Source organism: Cupriavidus sp. CP313 (assembly GCF_054072015.1).
The window spans coordinates 249,373-267,034 of record NZ_JBSVZB010000003.1 but is presented as its reverse complement, the minus strand read 5'-3'; the positions used below and the strand labels follow the sequence as shown (position 1 = coordinate 267,034).

16 protein-coding genes and 1 pseudogene are annotated in these 17,662 nt (G+C 65.0%); 12 read left to right on the top strand and 5 right to left on the bottom strand.

Annotation, left to right across the window (positions count from 1 at the left end; all coding sequences use genetic code 11):
* Positions 1-339: 339 nt before the first annotated feature.
* The 3 genes from ppsA (at position 340) to ACW4E8_RS05660 (ending at position 4,333) form a co-directional block, all read left to right on the top strand.
* Entirely contained in the window at positions 340-2,724 is a 2,385-nt protein-coding gene (ppsA, locus tag ACW4E8_RS05670) for a phosphoenolpyruvate synthase (protein WP_456803620.1), read from the top strand.
* 153 nt (positions 2,725-2,877) lie between these two features.
* The gene (locus tag ACW4E8_RS05665) at positions 2,878-3,300 is read left to right on the top strand and encodes an NfeD family protein (RefSeq protein ID WP_456803619.1); all 423 of its coding nucleotides are present in this window, start codon (positions 2,878-2,880) and stop codon (positions 3,298-3,300) included.
* Positions 3,301-3,400: 100 nt separating this feature from the next.
* Positions 3,401-4,333, top strand: a complete 933-nt coding sequence (locus ACW4E8_RS05660; RefSeq protein WP_456803618.1) for an SPFH domain-containing protein — start codon at positions 3,401-3,403, stop codon at positions 4,331-4,333.
* Positions 4,334-4,373: 40 nt separating this feature from the next.
* Here ACW4E8_RS05660 and smpB read toward each other — a convergent pair whose 3' ends face one another.
* Entirely contained in the window at positions 4,374-4,826 is a 453-nt protein-coding gene (smpB, locus tag ACW4E8_RS05655) for an SsrA-binding protein SmpB (protein WP_010809581.1), read from the bottom strand.
* 178 nt (positions 4,827-5,004) lie between these two features.
* Between smpB and ACW4E8_RS05650 the strand changes: the two genes are divergently transcribed.
* Positions 5,005-5,442, top strand: coding sequence for a type II toxin-antitoxin system RatA family toxin (locus ACW4E8_RS05650; RefSeq protein ID WP_456803617.1), 438 nt, complete (start codon positions 5,005-5,007; stop codon positions 5,440-5,442).
* Positions 5,429-5,776, top strand: coding sequence for an RnfH family protein (locus tag ACW4E8_RS05645; RefSeq protein WP_456803616.1), 348 nt, complete (start codon positions 5,429-5,431; stop codon positions 5,774-5,776). The genes ACW4E8_RS05650 and ACW4E8_RS05645 overlap by 14 nt, the downstream gene beginning before the upstream one ends.
* A gap of 54 nt (positions 5,777-5,830) precedes the next feature.
* On the opposite strand, the gene ACW4E8_RS05640 is transcribed toward ACW4E8_RS05645, so the two are convergent.
* Together ACW4E8_RS05640 and ACW4E8_RS05635 are read right to left on the bottom strand one after the other, a co-directional pair.
* On the bottom strand, positions 5,831-6,352 hold the full coding sequence (locus ACW4E8_RS05640; protein WP_456803615.1) for a DUF4124 domain-containing protein: 522 nt from the start codon (positions 6,350-6,352) through the stop codon (positions 5,831-5,833).
* Positions 6,353-6,549: 197 nt separating this feature from the next.
* Entirely contained in the window at positions 6,550-7,509 is a 960-nt protein-coding gene (locus ACW4E8_RS05635; RefSeq protein WP_456803614.1) for a DMT family transporter, read from the bottom strand.
* A gap of 388 nt (positions 7,510-7,897) precedes the next feature.
* Between ACW4E8_RS05635 and guaB the strand changes: the two genes are divergently transcribed.
* From guaB to ACW4E8_RS05605, 6 genes and pseudogenes are all read left to right on the top strand, one after another.
* The gene (gene guaB / locus ACW4E8_RS05630; protein WP_456803613.1) at positions 7,898-9,361 is read left to right on the top strand and encodes an IMP dehydrogenase; all 1,464 of its coding nucleotides are present in this window, start codon (positions 7,898-7,900) and stop codon (positions 9,359-9,361) included.
* Positions 9,362-9,554: 193 nt separating this feature from the next.
* The gene (locus ACW4E8_RS05625; protein WP_456803612.1) at positions 9,555-10,178 is read left to right on the top strand and encodes a hypothetical protein; all 624 of its coding nucleotides are present in this window, start codon (positions 9,555-9,557) and stop codon (positions 10,176-10,178) included.
* Positions 10,153-11,772, top strand: a complete 1,620-nt coding sequence (guaA, locus tag ACW4E8_RS05620; RefSeq protein ID WP_456803611.1) for a glutamine-hydrolyzing GMP synthase — start codon at positions 10,153-10,155, stop codon at positions 11,770-11,772. Before ACW4E8_RS05625 ends, guaA begins: the two co-directional genes overlap by 26 nt.
* A 263-nt stretch (positions 11,773-12,035) precedes the next feature.
* A pseudogene (locus tag ACW4E8_RS05615) lies at positions 12,036-13,034 on the top strand (tyrosine-type recombinase/integrase); the annotation flags it as partial.
* A gap of 30 nt (positions 13,035-13,064) precedes the next feature.
* On the top strand, positions 13,065-13,280 hold the full coding sequence (locus ACW4E8_RS05610; protein WP_456803610.1) for a hypothetical protein: 216 nt from the start codon (positions 13,065-13,067) through the stop codon (positions 13,278-13,280).
* A 23-nt stretch (positions 13,281-13,303) separates the two neighbouring features.
* Positions 13,304-13,747: a nucleotidyl transferase AbiEii/AbiGii toxin family protein gene (locus ACW4E8_RS05605; RefSeq protein ID WP_456803609.1), complete on the top strand. Its 444-nt coding sequence runs from the start codon at positions 13,304-13,306 to the stop codon at positions 13,745-13,747.
* Between the two features lie 79 nt (positions 13,748-13,826).
* On the opposite strand, the gene ACW4E8_RS05600 is transcribed toward ACW4E8_RS05605, so the two are convergent.
* Positions 13,827-14,201, bottom strand: coding sequence for a helix-turn-helix transcriptional regulator (locus ACW4E8_RS05600; protein ID WP_456803781.1), 375 nt, complete (start codon positions 14,199-14,201; stop codon positions 13,827-13,829).
* A 446-nt stretch (positions 14,202-14,647) separates the two neighbouring features.
* On the opposite strand from ACW4E8_RS05600, the gene ACW4E8_RS05595 reads away from it, so the two are divergent.
* Entirely contained in the window at positions 14,648-14,899 is a 252-nt protein-coding gene (locus ACW4E8_RS05595) for a hypothetical protein (protein WP_456803608.1), read from the top strand.
* 840 nt (positions 14,900-15,739) lie between these two features.
* Here ACW4E8_RS05595 and ACW4E8_RS05590 read toward each other — a convergent pair.
* Positions 15,740-17,488, bottom strand: a complete 1,749-nt coding sequence (locus ACW4E8_RS05590) for a sigma-54 interaction domain-containing protein (protein WP_456803607.1) — start codon at positions 17,486-17,488, stop codon at positions 15,740-15,742.
* Positions 17,489-17,662: the final 174 nt, after the last annotated feature.

Here is a 17,662-nt window from a genome sequence, read left to right as displayed (position 1 = left end):
AGGCTGCGTTCCAGGCTGGGGCGCGGACATTGCCGTTCCAGGCGCTTCTGGCAGGGACATGGGGATTGCGCAATAAATAGATTCAATCTTCCGCAGAAAAGTGCGGCGCAGCACGGTAGAATAGCGGCGATCTTTTCGCTAAGCAATTCCGCAGGGTGCCCGCCGGTGCAACAATCCGCGCCCGGAATTGTCGACAATGTGCGCTACGCGATGAGAGCCGTAGCGCCAGGTCCGCAGCGCCAGTTCGGGGTTGCTTAGCCAAGCGATCATTCCGGGAACAGAACTCCAAGAACATACCGGACATGCGCGACAAGTTTTCTACTTTGTTTTGAGGCTCTCATGACTAACCAGGCAGATAACGGCGCCTATGTGCTGCCGTTCGAGCAGTTGCGCATGGCTGACGTGGAAATCGTCGGCGGCAAGAATTCGTCGCTGGGCGAGATGATCTCCCAGCTGGCGGAAGCCGGCGTCCGGGTTCCCGGCGGCTTTGCCACCACCGCGCTCGCCTTCCGCGACTTCCTTGCCCACAACAACCTGACCGAGCGCATTTCCCAGCGCCTGAAGACCCTGAACGTCGACGACGTCAAGGCGCTGGCCGAGGCCGGTGCCGAGATCCGCGGCTGGGTCGCCGCCGCGCCGTTCCAGGCGCGGCTGGAACAGGAAATCCGCGAGTCCTACGCCCGCGTGGCCGAGCGCGAAGGCGCCGAGGCCTCGTTCGCCGTGCGCTCGTCGGCCACCGCCGAAGACCTGCCCGACGCCTCGTTCGCCGGCCAGCAAGAGTCCTACCTGAACGTCAGCGGCATCGACGACGTGCTCGACAAGATCAAGCACGTGTTCGCCTCGCTGTACAACGACCGTGCCATTTCCTACCGCGTACACAAGGGCTTTGCCCATGACGTGGTGGCGCTGTCGGCAGGCATCCAGCGCATGGTGCGTTCGGACCTGGCCTCTTCGGGCGTGATGTTCACCATCGACACCGAATCCGGCTTCCCCGACGTGGTCTTCATCACCTCCAGCTACGGCCTGGGCGAAACGGTGGTGCAGGGCGCGGTCAACCCGGACGAGTTCTACGTCTTCAAGCCGACGCTGCAAGCCGGCCAGTACCCGATCATCCGCCGCTCGATCGGCTCCAAGCTGATCAAGATGGAATTCACCAAGCCGGGCGAAGCCGGCCGCGTCAAGACCGTCGACGTGCCCGCCGAACTGCGCAACCGCTACTCGATTTCCGACGACGACGTGACCGAGCTGGCCAGGTACGCGATGATCATCGAGAAGCACTATGGCCGCCCGATGGACATCGAGTGGGGCAAGGACGGCAAGGACGGCAAGATCTACATCCTGCAGGCGCGCCCGGAAACGGTGAAGAGCCAGTCCGCCGGCAAGGCCGAGCTGCGCTTCAAGCTCAAGGGCACCGCCCCGGTGCTGACCAGCGGCCGCGCCATCGGCCAGAAGATCGGCACCGGCCCGGTGCGCGTGATCAACGACCCGTCCGAGATGGAACGCGTGCAGCCCGGCGACGTGCTGGTGGCCGACATGACCGACCCCAACTGGGAGCCGGTGATGAAGCGTGCCTCGGCCATCGTCACCAACCGTGGCGGCCGTACCTGCCACGCGGCCATCATCGCGCGTGAACTGGGCGTGCCGGCCGTGGTCGGCTGCGGCGACGCCACCGACGTGCTCAAGGACGGCACGCTGGTGACCGTGTCGTGCGCCGAAGGCGACGAAGGCCGTATCTACGACGGCCTGCTGGAAACCGAAGTGACCGAAGTCCAGCGTGGCGACATGCCGGAAATCGACGTCAAGCTGATGATGAACGTGGGCAACCCGCAGCTGGCCTTCGACTTCGCGCAGATCCCGAACTGCGGCGTCGGCCTGGCCCGCCTGGAATTCATCATCAACAACAATATCGGCGTCCACCCGAAGGCCATCCTCGACTACCCGCAAGTCGATGCCGACCTGAAGAAGGCCGTGGAAAGCGTGGCCCGCGGCCACGCCAGCCCGCGCGCGTTCTACGTCGACAAGCTGGCCGAGGGCATCGCCACCATCGGCGCGGCCTTCTACCCGAAGCCCGTGATCGTGCGCCTGTCGGACTTCAAGTCCAACGAGTACAAGAAGCTGATCGGCGGTTCGCGCTATGAGCCGGACGAGGAAAACCCGATGCTGGGCTTCCGCGGCGCCTCGCGCTACATCGCCGACGACTTCGCCGAAGCGTTCGAGATGGAATGCAAGGCCATGAAGCGCGTGCGCGATGAAATGGGCCTGACCAACGTCGAGATCATGGTGCCGTTCGTGCGTACGCTCGGCCAGGCTGCCAAGGTCATCGAGCTGCTGGCCAAGCACGGCCTGAAGCGCGGCGAGAACGGCCTGCGCATCATCATGATGTGCGAAGTGCCGTCCAATGCGATCCTGGCCGAAGAGTTCCTGCAGTACTTCGACGGCTTCTCGATCGGCTCGAACGACCTGACCCAGCTCACGCTGGGCCTGGACCGCGACTCGGGCATGGAGCTGCTGGCCAAGGACTTCGACGAGCGCGATCCGGCAGTGAAGTTCATGCTGTCGCGCGCCATCGAGGCGTGCATCCGCCTGAACAAGTACGTCGGCATCTGCGGCCAGGGCCCTTCGGACCATCCGGACTTTGCCGAGTGGCTGACCAAGGAAGGCATCAAGTCGATCTCGCTGAATCCGGACTCGGTGGTCGAGACCTGGCAAAAGCTGGCTTCCTGAAGCATTTGACGTCACAATAACGATCGTCGGCGCCTTCGGGCAGCCGGCGGAAGCACCGGCCCTGCGTCAGGTGTTGCAACTGCCCCGCAGACGCTGAAAGGCGCTGCGGGGTTTTTACTTTTTCGGGAAGTATCCGGACGAACGGGAGCTTGGATGGCGTACTACATCTGGTTCGTGGCAGCGGTCGCGCTGGTGATCATCGAGCTGAACACCGGCACCTTCTACCTGCTGATGGTGGCGATGGGGCTGGCCGCCGGCGGAGTGGGGGCCCTGCTGGGATTGTCGCCGGCCGCGCAGACGCTGGTGGCGGCGCTGGTCGCGGCGGTGCTGATCGCCGGCCTGCGCCGCACCCGCTTTGGCAAGCTGCGGCGCGGCAACGCCGCTGCCGATCCCAACGTCAATATCGATATCGGCCAGGAGCTCGACGTGCCCGGCTGGGACGCCAACGGGCGCGCCCGCGTGCCGTACCGCGGCGCTGACTGGACCGTGGAGCTGGCGCCCGATTGTGCCGCCGCGCCAGGCCGCTACCGCATCGTCGCGGTGCGCGGCAGCACCCTGGTCGTGTCTCCCCGCTGAAGCCCTGTCTTATTGCGCAGCGCGGCAATTGTTGCGCTGCGATCCGCCTGCCGCCGCCTGGCGGCTCCGTACTGCTGTCTTCTGTCTGGAGGGTCGTTACATGCTCGCATTTCAGCTTGGTTTGCTGCCGCTGATCATCCTCATTGCCGTCATCGTGCTGGTTGCCAAGGGCATCAAGATCGTGCCGCAGCAGCATGCCTGGGTGCTCGAGCGCCTGGGCCGCTACCATGCGACGCTGACGCCGGGGCTGTCGATCGTGGTGCCGTTCGTCGACCGCGTCGCCTACAAGCACGTGCTCAAGGAAATCCCGCTGGACGTACCCAGCCAGGTCTGCATCACCAAGGACAACACGCAGCTGCAGGTCGATGGCGTGCTGTACTTCCAGGTCACGGACCCGATGAAGGCATCGTATGGATCGAGCAATTTCGTGGTGGCGATCACGCAGCTGTCGCAGACCACGCTGCGCTCGGTGATCGGCAAGCTGGAGCTCGACAAGACCTTCGAGGAGCGCGAGTTCATCAACCACAGCGTGGTCAACGCGCTGGATGAGGCTGCCGCCAACTGGGGCGTCAAGGTGCTGCGCTACGAGATCAAGGACCTGACCCCGCCCAAGGAGATCCTGCACGCGATGCAGGCGCAGATCACCGCCGAGCGCGAAAAGCGCGCGCTGATCGCCGCGTCGGAGGGCAAGCGCCAGGAGCAGATCAACCTGGCCACGGGCGCGCGCGAGGCGGCGATCCAGAAGTCAGAGGGCGAGCGGCAGGCCGCCATCAACAGGGCGCAGGGCGAGGCGAGCGCGATCCTGGCGGTGGCCGAAGCCAATGCGCAGGCGATCCAGAAGGTCGGCAGTGCGATCCGCACCGAAGGTGGCATGGACGCGGTCAACCTGAAGGTGGCCGAGGAATACGTGGCCGCGTTCGGCAACCTGGCCAAGCAGGGCAATACGCTGATCGTGCCGGGCAATATGGGCGAGATGAGCAGCATGATCGCGTCCGCCCTGCAGATCGTGAAGGGGCAGCAGAAGGCTGCCTGAAGGGACTGACGGACACGCCGCGGCAGCGCGGCGCCGGGGCTCAGTCCTTGGCGTCGCCCTTCATGATGCGGGCCTTCTCGCGCTGCCAGTCGCGCTGTTTCTCGGTCTCGCGCTTGTCGAACTGCTTCTTGCCCTTGGCCAGGCCGATCTCGCATTTGACGCGGCCGCGCGTGTAGTGCAGGTTCAGCGGGACCAGCGTGTAGCCGCGCTGCTCGACCTTGCCGATCAGCTTCTTGATCTCGTCGGCCTTGAGCAGCAGTTTGCGGGTGCGCACCGGGTCGGGATTGACGTGGGTGGAGGCGCTTTGCAGCGGGCTGATATGGGCGCCGATCAGGAACATCTCGGCGTCGCGCACGACCACGTAGCCCTCCTTGATCTGCACCCGCCCGGCGCGGATTGCCTTGACCTCCCAGCCTTCCAGCACGATCCCGGCCTCATAGCGCTCCTCGATGAAGTAATCGAAGAAGGCCTTTTTGTTATCTGCAATGGTCATGCGTGCGGGTGGGGTGCGGTAGGGTGGAATTCAGCCGTTTCGCTGCAGCGCCACATGACAGGATGCCGCGGGGCGCGCGTGTCGGCTAAAATCCGAATTCTAGCAAACCAGCCCCGGCACAGGCGCATGCCTGCCGCGCATAGCGTGCGGCATGGCCGCAAGCCAGATTTCCCCATACATGGCAGACGTCCATAAATCCGTACTGCTCGGCCACTCCGCCGCGCAGATGTACGACCTGGTCACGCGCGTGGAGGACTATCCCAAGTTCCTTCCATGGTGCGGTGGCGTGGAGGTGTTCGAGCAGACCGATACCATGCTCGACGCCAAGATCCATATCCACTTCAAAGGGATCCAGCAGTTCTTCCACACCCGCAATACGCAGGAACGCCCCACGCGCATCGACATGACCTTTGCCGACGGGCCGTTCAAGACCTTCAACGGCGCGTGGCGCTTTACGCCACTGCGCGAAGACGCCTGCAAGATCGAATTCCATCTGCACTATGAGTTTTCCAGCCTGTTTCTGGAAAAAATCATCGGCCCGGTCTTCAGCATGATTGCCAATACCTTTGTCGACGCCTTCGTCAAGCGGGCCGAGGTGGTCTATGACGCCAACTGACGCCGGAGCGGGGACGGTGCATATCGCGGTCTGCTATGCGCGGCCCGATACCGTCTTCCTGAAGGAGATCGACGTGCCTGCCGGCACCACGATTGCCGCGGCCATTGTCGGCTCTGGGCTGCAGCAGGCCTGTCCGGAGGTGGACCCGTCGACCATGCGGGTGGGCATCTTCGGCAAGCTCAAGACGCCGGAGACGGTGGTGCGCGAAGGCGATCGCGTGGAGGTTTACCGGCCTTTGACCGCCGATCCCAAGCAGGCACGCCGCAAGCGGGTGCAGAAGCAGCGCGCCGGCGGCACGCGCGAAGGCCAGAAGTGGTTGCGCGGCAGCAGTTGAGCCGAGCTTGCCAGGCATGCAAACGGGGCCGATGCGCCCCGTTTTTCTTTGACTTCAGCTGCAGTTCTTCTCGAGGCTGGCGTTGGTCTTGAGCATCTCGACCTGGCGCTGGTCGCTGTTCAGGTGCTGCAGCGAGCCGTCCGGACCCGCCACCGCGGCGCGCATGCCTTGCTGCAGGCCGTTGGCGTAGTTGCGCAGCTGGGCGCAGCGGGCCTCGCGCTCGGCCGCCTCGCTTTCCTTGCGGGCCTCTTCGGTGGCGGCTTTCAGGCTGGCCTCGCGGCGTTTCTGGAAGGCTTCTTCGGCCGTCGGCGCCGGGGCCGCGGCGGGCTTGGCCGAGGCTTTGGCCGGAGCCGGGGCAGCAGGGGCGGGCGCCGTGGCATTGGCGGCTTCCACCGGCTGGAACTCGCCGGCAAAGCGGCCCGGGGCGCGCAGCACCCTGGCTGCTGCAGCCGACGGCGGCACGTCGCTATAGACCATGCGGCCGTTGGCGTCGCGCCATTGCCAGTAGGCAAGGGCCTGGACGGGAACGGCGAGAGTGGCGGCGGCAAGCAGGCACAGCGCGGACGATCGTTTCATGGCGAGGCGTCTTAAAGTGACTCGGAAGTAACGGTTGGAATCGTGCTGGGCCGCCGGCTGCGCGCATGGCGATGCCGCGGCAGGACAGCCGCGGCGATGGCTTGGCGCCCGCCTGGTATCAGGTGCGTAGCGCCGGTTTGACCCTGGTAAAGCTGTTGTTCGTGGCGCGTGTGACCCCCGCGCCATCGTTCGCTAGTCTACGCAGACTTGCCGGTGGCGTGCAAGCGCACCGACCAGGCCACGCCGACCATCAGCAACACAATGGCGGCGATTTCCAGCGGCCGCGGCCAGCGGTGGTCGAAGACAAAGCCGTAGGCCAGCGCGAACAGTGTCTCGAACACGATCATCTGGCCCGACAGTGTCAGCGGCAGCCGCCGGCTGGCAATATTCCACAGGTTGTTGCCGATCAGCGACGCGCCCAGCGCCACCGCGGCATTGACCATCCAGAACCACTGCCAGTCACGGCCGCTGTCGCCCGCGGTCAGCGTGTCGCCCGCCAGCAGCCAGCCGATCACGGCCAGCACCGCCGACACCGCGCCGGTCGACAACCCGTACAGCGCCGACCATTCATTGCCGCTGTAGTGCGGGTTGCGCTGCAGGTAGCGTGCGTTATCGACCGCGTAGAGCGTCCAGCAGACCAGCGCGCCGGCCGCGCAGCAAACCCCGGCCAGCTTCTGCCAGACCGGCCGGACTGCCGCACCGGCTGCCGCCGCGTGGGCGCTCTGGCCGCCCCCGAACAGGTCGATATTGATGCAGGCGATGCCGGCGGCCACCACCAGCAGCGGCCACATCAGCCGCGACAGCGGCACGGCGCCTTGGTCGCGCCGGCCCATGATGGTGACCGAGATCGGCAGGATGCCGATAATCAGGGAGGTGGGACCCACCCCGGCGAGCTGCACGCCGAAGGCCAGCAGCACGTAGTAGAGCAGGTTGCCGGTGAAGGCCTGGCGCAGCAGCGCCACGCAGTCGGCCCGGGTCAGCTTGCGCGCGATGCGCGTCATCAGCGGCAGCGCGGCCACGAAGGCGACCAGCCCGTAGGCCAGGTAGCGGCCGATGGCCAGCTCCCACGGCGAGAACACGGGCAGCAGCTTGGGGGCGATAAAGACCATGCCCCAGAAGGCGCCTGCCAGCAGCCCGCACAATACGCCGATTCCCATACTTCGCTTCGCCCGATTAAAAGGACGACGAGCATAGCAGACCGCTTGGAGAACCCGTTCCACAATGAAGAAGGGAGCGCGTTCAAGCCAGGCGCGGCGCAGGCTAGGCGCGGGCCGCCGGCCTTGGTGATTCCAAGGTCAAGGCCCGTAACAACGCATGCGCCGCGCCTGGCTTGAACCCGAAGGGAAGGCTGCTGCCGGGCCGCATGGCGTTGTTGCGGCTGGATTGCGTGGAATGACCACGCCGCGTCGGCCACGCCTAGCCCTGCGGCCCGGCAGCAGCCTTCGCGCCCCTTCTTCATTGTGGAACGGGTTCTGAAGCCCATTGCAGTGCATCAGCAAAGCGCGCATTCCTGTATAATTCGGTTTTGCGCCTAGAGGATTTGCTATGCGTCTTGTCCAGAAAGCACTCACATTCGATGATGTGCTGCTCGTCCCGGCCTATTCGGCCGTCCTTCCCCGGGATGTCTCCCTCCGCACCAGCCTGACCCGCTCCATTGAACTGAACATCCCGCTCGTATCCGCGGCGATGGACACAGTGACGGAAGCCCGCCTGGCGATTTCCATGGCGCAGGCCGGCGGTATCGGCATCGTCCACAAGAACCTGAAGCCCGCCGACCAGGCCCGCGAAGTTGCGCGCGTGAAGCGCTATGAATCGGGCGTGCTGCGTGATCCGATCACCATTTCGCCGGAAATGAAGGTCCGCGATGTGATCGCGCTGTCGCAGCAACACGGCATTTCCGGCTTCCCGGTGCTGGAAGGCAAGGCCGTGGTCGGCATCATCACCAACCGCGACCTGCGCTTCGAGGAAGAGCTCGACGCCCCGGTGCGCGCCAAGATGACGCCCCGCGAAAAGCTGGTGACCGTGGCCGAAGGCGCGACGCTGGAAGAAGCCAAGCGCCTGATGAACCGCCACCGCCTTGAGCGCGTGCTGGTGGTCAACCAGGCCTTCGAGCTGCGCGGCCTGATCACGGTGAAGGACATCCAGAAGGCAGTGGACAATCCGCTGGCCAGCAAGGACGACCACGGCCAGCTGCGCGTAGGCGCCGCGGTCGGCGTGGGCCCGGACAACGACGAGCGCGTCGAACTGCTGGTCAAGGCCGGCGTCGATGTGATTGTGGTGGATACGGCGCACGGTCACAGCCAGGGGGTGCTGGACCGCGTCCGCTGGGTCAAGCAGAACTTCCCGCAGGTGCAGGTGGTTGGCGGCAATATCGCCACCGGCGATGCCGCGCGTGCGCTGGTCGAGCATGGCGCCGACGGCGTCAAGGTCGGCATCGGCCCGGGCTCGATCTGTACCACCCGTATCGTTGCCGGCGTGGGCGTGCCCCAGATCACGGCGGTTTCCAACGTGGCCGAGGCCCTCAAGGGCACCGGCGTGCCGCTGATCGCTGACGGCGGCGTGCGCTACTCCGGCGATGTGGCCAAGGCCCTGGCGGCCGGCGCCCACACCGTGATGATGGGCGGCATGTTCTCGGGTACCGAGGAAGCGCCGGGCGAAACGTTCCTGTTCCAGGGCCGTTCGTTCAAGAGCTACCGCGGCATGGGTTCGGTGGGTGCGATGAAGGATGGCGCGGCAGACCGCTACTTCCAGGAAGACAACACCGCCAACGTCGACAAGCTGGTGCCGGAAGGTATTGAAGGGCGCGTGCCGTACAAGGGCTCGGTGATGGCGATCATCCACCAGCTGACCGGTGGCGTACGGTCCTCGATGGGCTATTGCGGCAGCAAGTCGATTGCCGACTGGCACGAGAGCGCCCAGTTCGTCCAGATCACGGCAGCCGGCATGCGTGAATCGCACGTGCACGACGTGCAGATCACCAAGGAAGCGCCGAACTACCATATCGACTGACGCGCGGCTGCGCCCGTCGCCTCGCGGCGGTGCGCGGCCGCAAGATCGTCGGGGCGAGGGCGCATTGCCGCGGGCGGCGCCTTCGCCTGACCGGAATGCCATCCGGCCCGGCCGCTCGCCAAGCCGGTGTTGCCTGAATGTGGGCCACACCAGCCGGCCGCACCATCGGCCGGGCCCATGACGAGGAGCGCCAATGAAGGTATTGCTGCGAGCCGTGCTGTTTTTTGATGCCCTGGTGGATTTGCTGCTGGGCATCCTGCTGTTGCTGTCCCCGTTCACCACGCTGTATGCGGCGCTGCAGTTGCCGCAGCCGCAACCCGCCCTGTTCGGGCAGCTGCTGGGCGTGGCGCTGGTCGGCCTGGCCGTGCTGCTGTGGCAGGCAACGTTCAACGGCCAGCTGACGGTGCCAGTGGCGCGCACGGCCGGCTATGTGAACCTGGCCAGCGCAGTGCTGATCATTGCCTGGATGGTGTTCATGGAACTGCCTCTGGTAGGCGCGGGCAAGATCTGGCTGCCGGTGATGGCAGTGGTGCTGGCGTTTTTTGCGCTGGTGCAAATTCCCGCTTCCAGGCGTGTGCGCAACCACGAAAGGCAGCTGAAGGCCGAGCGCGCACTGCAGGAACAGGAACACAAGAAGGAAGTCCGCAAGGAATCCGGCGTCGCCCCCGCGGCGCGCCAAACGAATACCCCAGAATACCGGCGCGAGCCGGTCATCACGCCGCCGCCGGGCTATGGCCCCGGCACGGAAGTCGTGACCGAGCCCATCCCGGAAGACACGCCATCGGCCCATCATGCACGACAAAATCCTCATTCTTGATTTCGGCTCGCAGGTCACGCAGCTGATCGCCCGCCGCGTCCGCGAGGCGCACGTCTACTGCGAGATCCACCCGAACGACGTCTCCGACGCGTTCGTGCGCGAGTACGCCCCCAAGGCCATCATCCTGTCGGGCAGCCACGCCAGCACCTATGAGGACCAACAGCTGCGCGCGCCGCAGGCCGTGTGGGACCTGGGCGTGCCGGTGCTGGGCATCTGCTACGGCATGCAGACCATGGCCGTGCAGCTGGGCGGCAAGGTGGAGTGGAGCGACCAGCGCGAATTCGGCTATGCCGAGATGCGTGCCCACGGCCATACCGAGCTGCTCAAGGACATCGAGGATTTCCGCACGCCGGAAGGCCACGGCATGCTCAAGGTCTGGATGAGCCACGGCGACAAGGTCACCGGCCTGCCGCCGGGCTTCAAGCTGATGGCCTCCACGCCGAGCTGCCCGATCGCCGGCATGGCCGACGAGGCGCGCCACTACTACGCCGTGCAGTTCCACCCCGAGGTCACGCATACCGTCAAGGGCCGCCAGATGCTGGAGCGCTTCGTGCTCGGCATCGCCGGCTGCAAGCCTGACTGGGTCATGCGCGACCACATCGAGGAAGCCGTCGCCAAGATCCGCGAGCAAGTAGGCGATGAGGAAGTGATCCTGGGCCTGTCGGGCGGCGTTGATTCGTCCGTGGCCGCGGCGCTGATCCACCGCGCCATCGGCGACCAGCTCACCTGCGTCTTCGTCGACCACGGCCTGCTGCGCCAGGACGAGGGCAAGATGGTGATGGAGATGTTTGCCGGCCGCTTGCACGCCAAGGTCGTGCATATCGATGCCTCGGAACAATTCCTCGGCCACCTCGCCGGCGTGACCGATCCCGAGCAGAAGCGCAAGATCATCGGCCGCGAGTTTGTCGAAGTGTTCCAGGCCGAGGCCAAGAAGCTGTCTAACGCCAAGTGGCTGGCGCAGGGCACGATCTACCCGGACGTGGTGGAATCGGGCGGCACCAAGACCAAGAAGGCCACCACCATCAAGAGCCACCACAACGTCGGTGGCCTGCCGGAAACGCTGGGCCTGAAGCTGCTCGAGCCGCTGCGCGACCTGTTCAAAGACGAAGTGCGCGAGCTGGGCGTGGAACTTGGCCTGCCGCCGGAAATGGTCTACCGCCACCCGTTCCCGGGCCCGGGCCTGGGCGTGCGCATCCTGGGCGAAGTCAAGCGTGAATACGCCGACCTGCTGCGCCGCGCCGATGCCATCTTCATCGAAGAACTGCGCAAGACCATCGCCAGCGAACAGGACGCCGCCGCGGGGCTGTGCGAGCCGGACCAGGTCGGCAAGAGCTGGTATGACCTGACCAGCCAGGCTTTCGCCGTGTTCCTGCCGGTCAAGTCCGTGGGCGTGATGGGCGACGGCCGCACCTACGACTACGTCGTCGCGCTGCGCGCCGTGCAGACTACCGACTTCATGACCGCGCACTGGGCACACCTGCCGTATGCGCTGCTGGGCCGTTGCTCGAACCGGATCATTAACGAAGTACGTGGCCTGAACCGGGTTGTGTATGACGTGTCGGGGAAACCGCCGGCGACGATTGAGTGGGAGTGAAATCGGGTTCTTCGGGGACTATCGGCCACTATCGAAATGCTGCTGTAACGTGTTGATTTACAAAGAGATACGTCATGGTAGCTATCGGTAACTATCGCCGGCCAGCGGAGCAAGTTGGCGGTAGAAGTGGCGGTAGAACCCAGAGGCCGGATTAAGGTCCTCCCGTTTACTATCCAGACCAAATCGGTCTTTGACGGTAATAAAATCTCCTCGGTAAGCTGAGTTTCTGCGGCTTTTCGGGCATCAGCAGGTCTCCTGACTAGCAGCGCGAGAAGCGCCGGCTGACGGCCGCCAAGAGCTTCGGCGACATGACTGCCCGGTGGCTCGCCGACGCCCGGATGGCAGACAGCACACGGGCGATGCGCAAGAGCATCGTCGATCGGGACATCCTGCCGGCCTTCCAGAACCGGCTGCTCAACGAAATCACCGCCGACGACCTGCGTGCCTTGTGCAACAAGGTGAAGGCGCGTGGTGCACCCGCCACCGCGGTGCACATCCGCGACATCGTGAAACAGGTCTATGCCTTCGCCATCCTGCACGGCGAGAAGGTGGACAACCCGGCTGACGACGTGGGTGCGGCCTCTATTGCGACCTTCGTGCCGAAGGATCGTGCCCTGTCGCCGCTGGAGATCCGGCTGATGGCGAGGCAGGTGGAGTCCGTGGCCACCTATCCGACGATCCGGCTGGCGCTGCGTCTGATCCTACTGACGTTGGTGCGCAAGAGTGAGCTGATCGAGGCGACCTGGAACGAGGTCGATTTCGAGAACGCGACCTGGACGATTCCGAAGCAGCGGATGAAGGGGCGCAACCCGCATGTCGTCTATCTATCGCGCCAGGCGCTCGACATCTTCGTGGCACTACACACCTGCGCAGCCGGCTCCAAGTTCGTCTTGCCGTCGCGCTACGACGCCGACCGCTGCATGTCGAAGGCGACTTTGAACCGGGTCACGCACGTTGTGGCCGAGCGCGCAAAGGCCGCAGGCCTGGCGCTGGAGCCGTTCACCGTCCACGACCTGCGCCGTACCGGCTCGACGCTGCTGAATGAGGTCGGCTTCAACCGCGACTGGATCGAGAAGTGCCTGGCGCACGAGGAGGGCCGTTCCTCGCGCTCGGTCTACAACAAGGCCGAGTACGCAGACCAGCGGCGCCACATGCTGCAGGAGTGGGCCGACATGGTCGATGCCTGGATCGATGGACGGACGCACGCGCCGACGCTGATGCCCGAGAACGTGTCGGTGCCGGTGCTGAGCGCGGCGCTGTGAGGGTGGTTCCTATGGCCCTCATATCCGGGCATGCCGCTGATCGATGGGGCACTAGCGCAACTGGCCCACGTGCTGCGCGCGCGGCCGTGGCAACTACAGGTGCAGTTGTCAGCGGGCGAGGGCGGGCGCCTGGCGACATGCCTGGTGGTCAGCCGTGGCCGGGCGCGCGTGCAGATCGAGACCACACCGGTGATGCGTGGCACCGTCCATCCGGTACGGGAGATGGGGTGGTCAGGCCCAAAGTAGAGGAGGCGTTCGGATTCGCTTCCGTGCAGGTGCTCGACTTTGCCGACCTCTATGCAGGCAAGCTGGCTGCTGCGTTGTCGCGCCAGCATCCTCGCGACCTGTTCGATGTCAGCCTGCTGCTCGAGGACGAGAGGGCGGACGGGACGCTGTGGCGGACCTTCCTCGTCTACCTGACCTGCAGTCCCAAGCCGGCTTGGGAGATGCTGGCACCCAGGGAGCCTGCAGACTTCGAGGCGACGTTCAACACGCACTTCCGCGGAATGACGTCCGAGCCGGTGAGCGTCGAGCAACTGCTGCAGAGCCGCGCACGTTTGCTGGAACGGGTCGCGGCCTGGCTGGACGAACCTCCCCCAGTTGTTCCTGCGTTCGGTAGAGGCCGAGCAGCCGGACTTCGGGTTGATCGACCAGCATCATGCTCTGGACCTGCCGGGCGTACGGCGCAAGCTGCACAATACGTTCGGAGGTGAAGCGGCAGGCCGATCGCTTGCAGTTGGAGCAGGCGCTCGCGCGGATCGCGGGGCGAGCAGGCTGAGGAAGAGATGAGGGTCAGCGTGCGGCGCTGGCGGCTCGGACGGGGCGGCTTTTCCGCTGCCGGACGTCCGGGCCGGAAGCCTTATCCTCGCCATTGGCGCGCGAGGCCTGTTTGCGTGCCTCGATCCAGGCTTCGACCTCGTCCAGATCCCAGACGACGCAGCGGACAGTAAGCCGGAAGCGGCGCGGGAATTCGCCGCGCTGTTCCAACTCATAGATCGTGGTGTCGGCCAAGGGCACGATCTGGTGCAACTCATGGCGACGGATGGTGCGTCGAAAGGGGAGGGGAGCCTTCGTCAGAAATTGGGGCACGCCGGCATAGCCCTCGGTTCTCGGGCAAGGCAGATGGGGTGGTAGGGCGGGCGAGGCTTGTTCGGAGTGATTGCGCATCGTCGCAGGTCCATGGCAATGGTTGTTGCTTGCCATGGTGGCTATCGCGGGCGATCGATACAACCTGCTGCGGCGACTCTGGGCGTAAGACACCTTTGATCCCTGACACCTCCACAGGTGTGCCCGTCCAAATCGGCTAGCCGTTCCTCGGCCCTGGACAGCTATCGGCGTGCCGCATCCATTCAATTGCATCATTTCGAACGGCCGGCTTGCCTGAGAAGCGATTCCTTCCGCTTGCGGAGGGGACGGCCGCTCGCGACTTCGCGGTCGTTCGTATCTCGTGCTACGAGTGACCGTTGTTCGCTGTACTGCTGTCCTTGGCGCGCGGTTCTGAAGGGTTATTTTGACGAGTTCGCCCAATCCTCGCCGCGGAACTGCCGCATGCCGACGCGAGCAACATTCGTGAAAGGGTCGAAGCCGCAAAGCTAAAGTACCGGCGCAGGGCCTTGTCCGAGCGAAGAGATGCGGTTCGGGACCTGGCCGACGTACTTGAATTCCTGCGGGGCGAGGCGAAGGCCGTCCTGCTTTCCAAGGACGAAGCCGATCTCTTCAATCTCGCGAACAATTTTGGCATCCGGCACCATAACAAGGAGCAAAAGACAGACTATGACGCTTCCATTTGGCTGAGCTGGGCCTTCTACTACTATCTGGCCACCATCCATGCCTGCGTGCGGCTGATCGAGCGATCGAAGCAATAGACTGTGGTGGACCGTGGCGTCCACGGCCCCGCGATGCCGCACGGATGTGCGGCGTGCTGGTGGTCGGCCGGTGCACGCTTTGCTGGCAGCTTATCGCGTCAAGGCGGGAGTTCGTTGTCGGTAGTTCACGGCGAGGACAGGTCCGACAGCGTGTTCTGGTACACGAGTTCGCCAAATTGTGCACGCCATGCATCCGAGAATGCCCGGAACGTAGCCAATGCATCAGCTTTGACTTGCACGTGGCTGACAGCGGGCTGCGCCTGCAGGGCAATGCCGGGACTGGCTAGATCCGCATACGCCTGTTTGCGAAGTCCCCGGCCATAGACTCAATACGCTGCCGGCATTCACGCTACGCACTTCCCTCAACCTCACCGCTGTGCTTCGCGCGATTGGCAAGCGACAGCGCAAAGGTGGGTAACAGTGTTCAGATTCCCACAGTAGGGGAAATAGTGACCGCCATTAGCGGAAATAGCGATCTGCAACAACAACGCCGCTCACGCCGCCGCGCCATGAACCAGACGTGTCCGCTCTAGACAGAACACCTCAGGTGCCGATGAGTTCGCGCAGGTGCTGGTCGGTGAAGCTGACGGTATCGCCGACCAGGAAGTCCGTACGCTGCGCCACGGGGTGGTGCTGGCGGTGAAGCGTGCGGTGGTTGCTGCGCAGCGATAGTGGGCTCGGCGAGCACGGCGGCGTAGGGCAGGATCAGTGGCCGCCGCTGGTGGTGTCCTGGACCACAGCCTGGGTCTGACGCAGCTCGAGGATGCGCCCCTGGCGCAGCGGCTGAGCGAGGTCGTCAGCGACGTAGCCGACAGTCATACCGATATGCAGGTGCCGCGCTTATTTCGATCGCGATGCGTGCGGCCCGCGTTCCAGGATCTTGTACAGGTGCGAGCGGGAAATCCGCAGTTGCTCGGCCGCGCGTTTCTTGTTGCCGCCATGGCGCGCGACGGCGTCCATCACCGCGGCATAGGCAAGTTCTTTCATGCCCGCGGCGGGCTCGCCCGATGGTTGGGGTGCGGCAGAGGAAGATGGCAGGTCGTCCGCTGCGGAGATCTCGTGCGGATACGATTGTTCCGGCGCATGCACTGGGGCCTGGCTTTCCAGGCTCGATAGCCCGCGCGCGGATTCGCCCCGTGCAAAGTCCGCCACGCGCAGCGTACGGCCATCGCAGAAGACTAGCGCTTCCTCGATGCGCTGGCGCAGCTGGCGCACATTGCCGGGCCATGGCTGCCCGGCCAGGTAGCGCGCCACCTCGTGGTCGATGCCTGGCGCTGGCATGGCGTTGCGCGCGCAGAAGGCGTCGACGAAATGCTGCAGCAGCGCAGGGATGTCCTCGCGCCGCTGGCGCAAGGCAGGGATGCGCAGCACCACCCCGCTGAGGCGGTAGTACAAGTCGAGGCGGAAACGCCCGGCGTCGATCAACTCGGGCATGTCGCGATTGGTTGCCGAGACCAGGCGGAAGTCGACGCGCTGCGCACGGCGGCTGCCAAGGCGCTCGACCATGTGGTCCTCCAGCACGCGGAGCAGCTTGACCTGCATCTCCAACGGGATGTCGGCGACCTCGTCGAGGAAGACCGTGCCGCCGGCTGCCAGTTCGAGCTTGCCCGCCTGCCCTTGGCGCTGGCTACCGGTGAAGGCGCCGGGCGCATGGCCGAACAGTTCCGACTCGACCAGCGTGGCGGGCAGGGCAGCGAGGTTGAGGCTGACCAGCGGTCGTCCGCTTACCTGCGCGTGTCCGGCACCGTGGATGGCGCGGGCCACCAGTTCTTTGCCGGTGCCGCTTTCGCCCAGGATCAGCACCGGCACGTCAAGGCGCGCCACGGTCTGGATTTCCCGGCGCAGGCGCTGCATCGGCGCGCTTTCGCCGATCAGGCCGAACGTCGATTGCCGCTCGCGCAGGCCGTCGAACTCACGCTGGTAACGCGCCACTTCCGAGCGCAATTCAACCAGCTCCTTGTGCATGCGCCCAAGGGCTTCCGGCCCCTTGAACATGACCTGGCCGATGGCGCCGACCACTTTGCCACCCTGGCGGATCGGCATGCGGTTGACCACGCGCGTGGCGCCGTCCAGCTGTTGCAACTGCCCGATCTCGGCCTTCCCGCTGGCCACCACCTGCGGCAGCCGCGAGTTCGGGATGACGTCCGCTGCCGGTCGGCCGATGCCGGCACCGGTCTCCAGGCCAAGGAATTTCTCGTGCACAGGGCTGATGAAGCGCACCCGTCCATCCTTGTCGACCACGGTGATGGCCTGATAAGGGTCGTTCAGGAAGTAGTCGAGGATCGCGCCGGCGAAAGGCACCGTGCCGAGGAAGTCGAGCAGGACGGCCTGTGTGTCGGCGCGGTGCACAAGGATCAGCTGATGCTCGCTGTCCTCCAGGCACGCGCCGATGTATCGCTGCGCACCGAGCTCGACGGGGAACAGCTTGCGACCGGGGCTCGGATCCGCGGCGCGCGCACATGCAGCGAACGCCGCGTCGGCAACGGCGGGGTCGGCACAGACCCCGATCGCCGCCAGCCGGGCGCCAGTGCGCGAACAAACCAGGACGCCCAACGCTGTCCTCTCCAAGCGGTCCTGTTGTGTCGTCATTGAGGACACCGGTGTCTCCGTACGTGCCGCTGGTGCGGACACGTTTATGTAGTTATTGAGGACATCATAGCGACAGGGAGGGAATTGTTCAATGAAATCAATAACTAAGGGCGGGTTTTGCGGCTGGCACGCCTCCTGCGGAGTGTTGTCGGCACATGCACCGCCGAAGACACA

Excerpts from the sequence above, each read along its gene's own strand:
- ppsA (WP_456803620.1), top strand. The coding sequence starts at position 340 with ATGACTAACCAGGCAGATAACGGCGCCTATGTGCTGCCGTTCGAGCAG.
- ACW4E8_RS05665 (WP_456803619.1), top strand. The coding sequence starts at position 2,878 with ATGGCGTACTACATCTGGTTCGTGGCAGCGGTCGCGCTGGTGATCATC.
- ACW4E8_RS05660 (WP_456803618.1), top strand. The coding sequence starts at position 3,401 with ATGCTCGCATTTCAGCTTGGTTTGCTGCCGCTGATCATCCTCATTGCC.
- smpB (WP_010809581.1), bottom strand. The coding sequence starts at position 4,826 with ATGACCATTGCAGATAACAAAAAGGCCTTCTTCGATTACTTCATCGAG.
- ACW4E8_RS05650 (WP_456803617.1), top strand. The coding sequence starts at position 5,005 with ATGGCAGACGTCCATAAATCCGTACTGCTCGGCCACTCCGCCGCGCAG.
- ACW4E8_RS05645 (WP_456803616.1), top strand. The coding sequence starts at position 5,429 with ATGACGCCAACTGACGCCGGAGCGGGGACGGTGCATATCGCGGTCTGC.
- ACW4E8_RS05640 (WP_456803615.1), bottom strand. The coding sequence starts at position 6,352 with ATGAAACGATCGTCCGCGCTGTGCCTGCTTGCCGCCGCCACTCTCGCC.
- ACW4E8_RS05635 (WP_456803614.1), bottom strand. The coding sequence starts at position 7,509 with ATGGGAATCGGCGTATTGTGCGGGCTGCTGGCAGGCGCCTTCTGGGGC.
- guaB (WP_456803613.1), top strand. The coding sequence starts at position 7,898 with ATGCGTCTTGTCCAGAAAGCACTCACATTCGATGATGTGCTGCTCGTC.
- ACW4E8_RS05625 (WP_456803612.1), top strand. The coding sequence starts at position 9,555 with ATGAAGGTATTGCTGCGAGCCGTGCTGTTTTTTGATGCCCTGGTGGAT.
- guaA (WP_456803611.1), top strand. The coding sequence starts at position 10,153 with ATGCACGACAAAATCCTCATTCTTGATTTCGGCTCGCAGGTCACGCAG.
- ACW4E8_RS05610 (WP_456803610.1), top strand. The coding sequence starts at position 13,065 with ATGCCGCTGATCGATGGGGCACTAGCGCAACTGGCCCACGTGCTGCGC.
- ACW4E8_RS05600 (WP_456803781.1), bottom strand. The coding sequence starts at position 14,201 with ATGCGCAATCACTCCGAACAAGCCTCGCCCGCCCTACCACCCCATCTG.
- ACW4E8_RS05590 (WP_456803607.1), bottom strand. The coding sequence starts at position 17,488 with ATGACGACACAACAGGACCGCTTGGAGAGGACAGCGTTGGGCGTCCTG.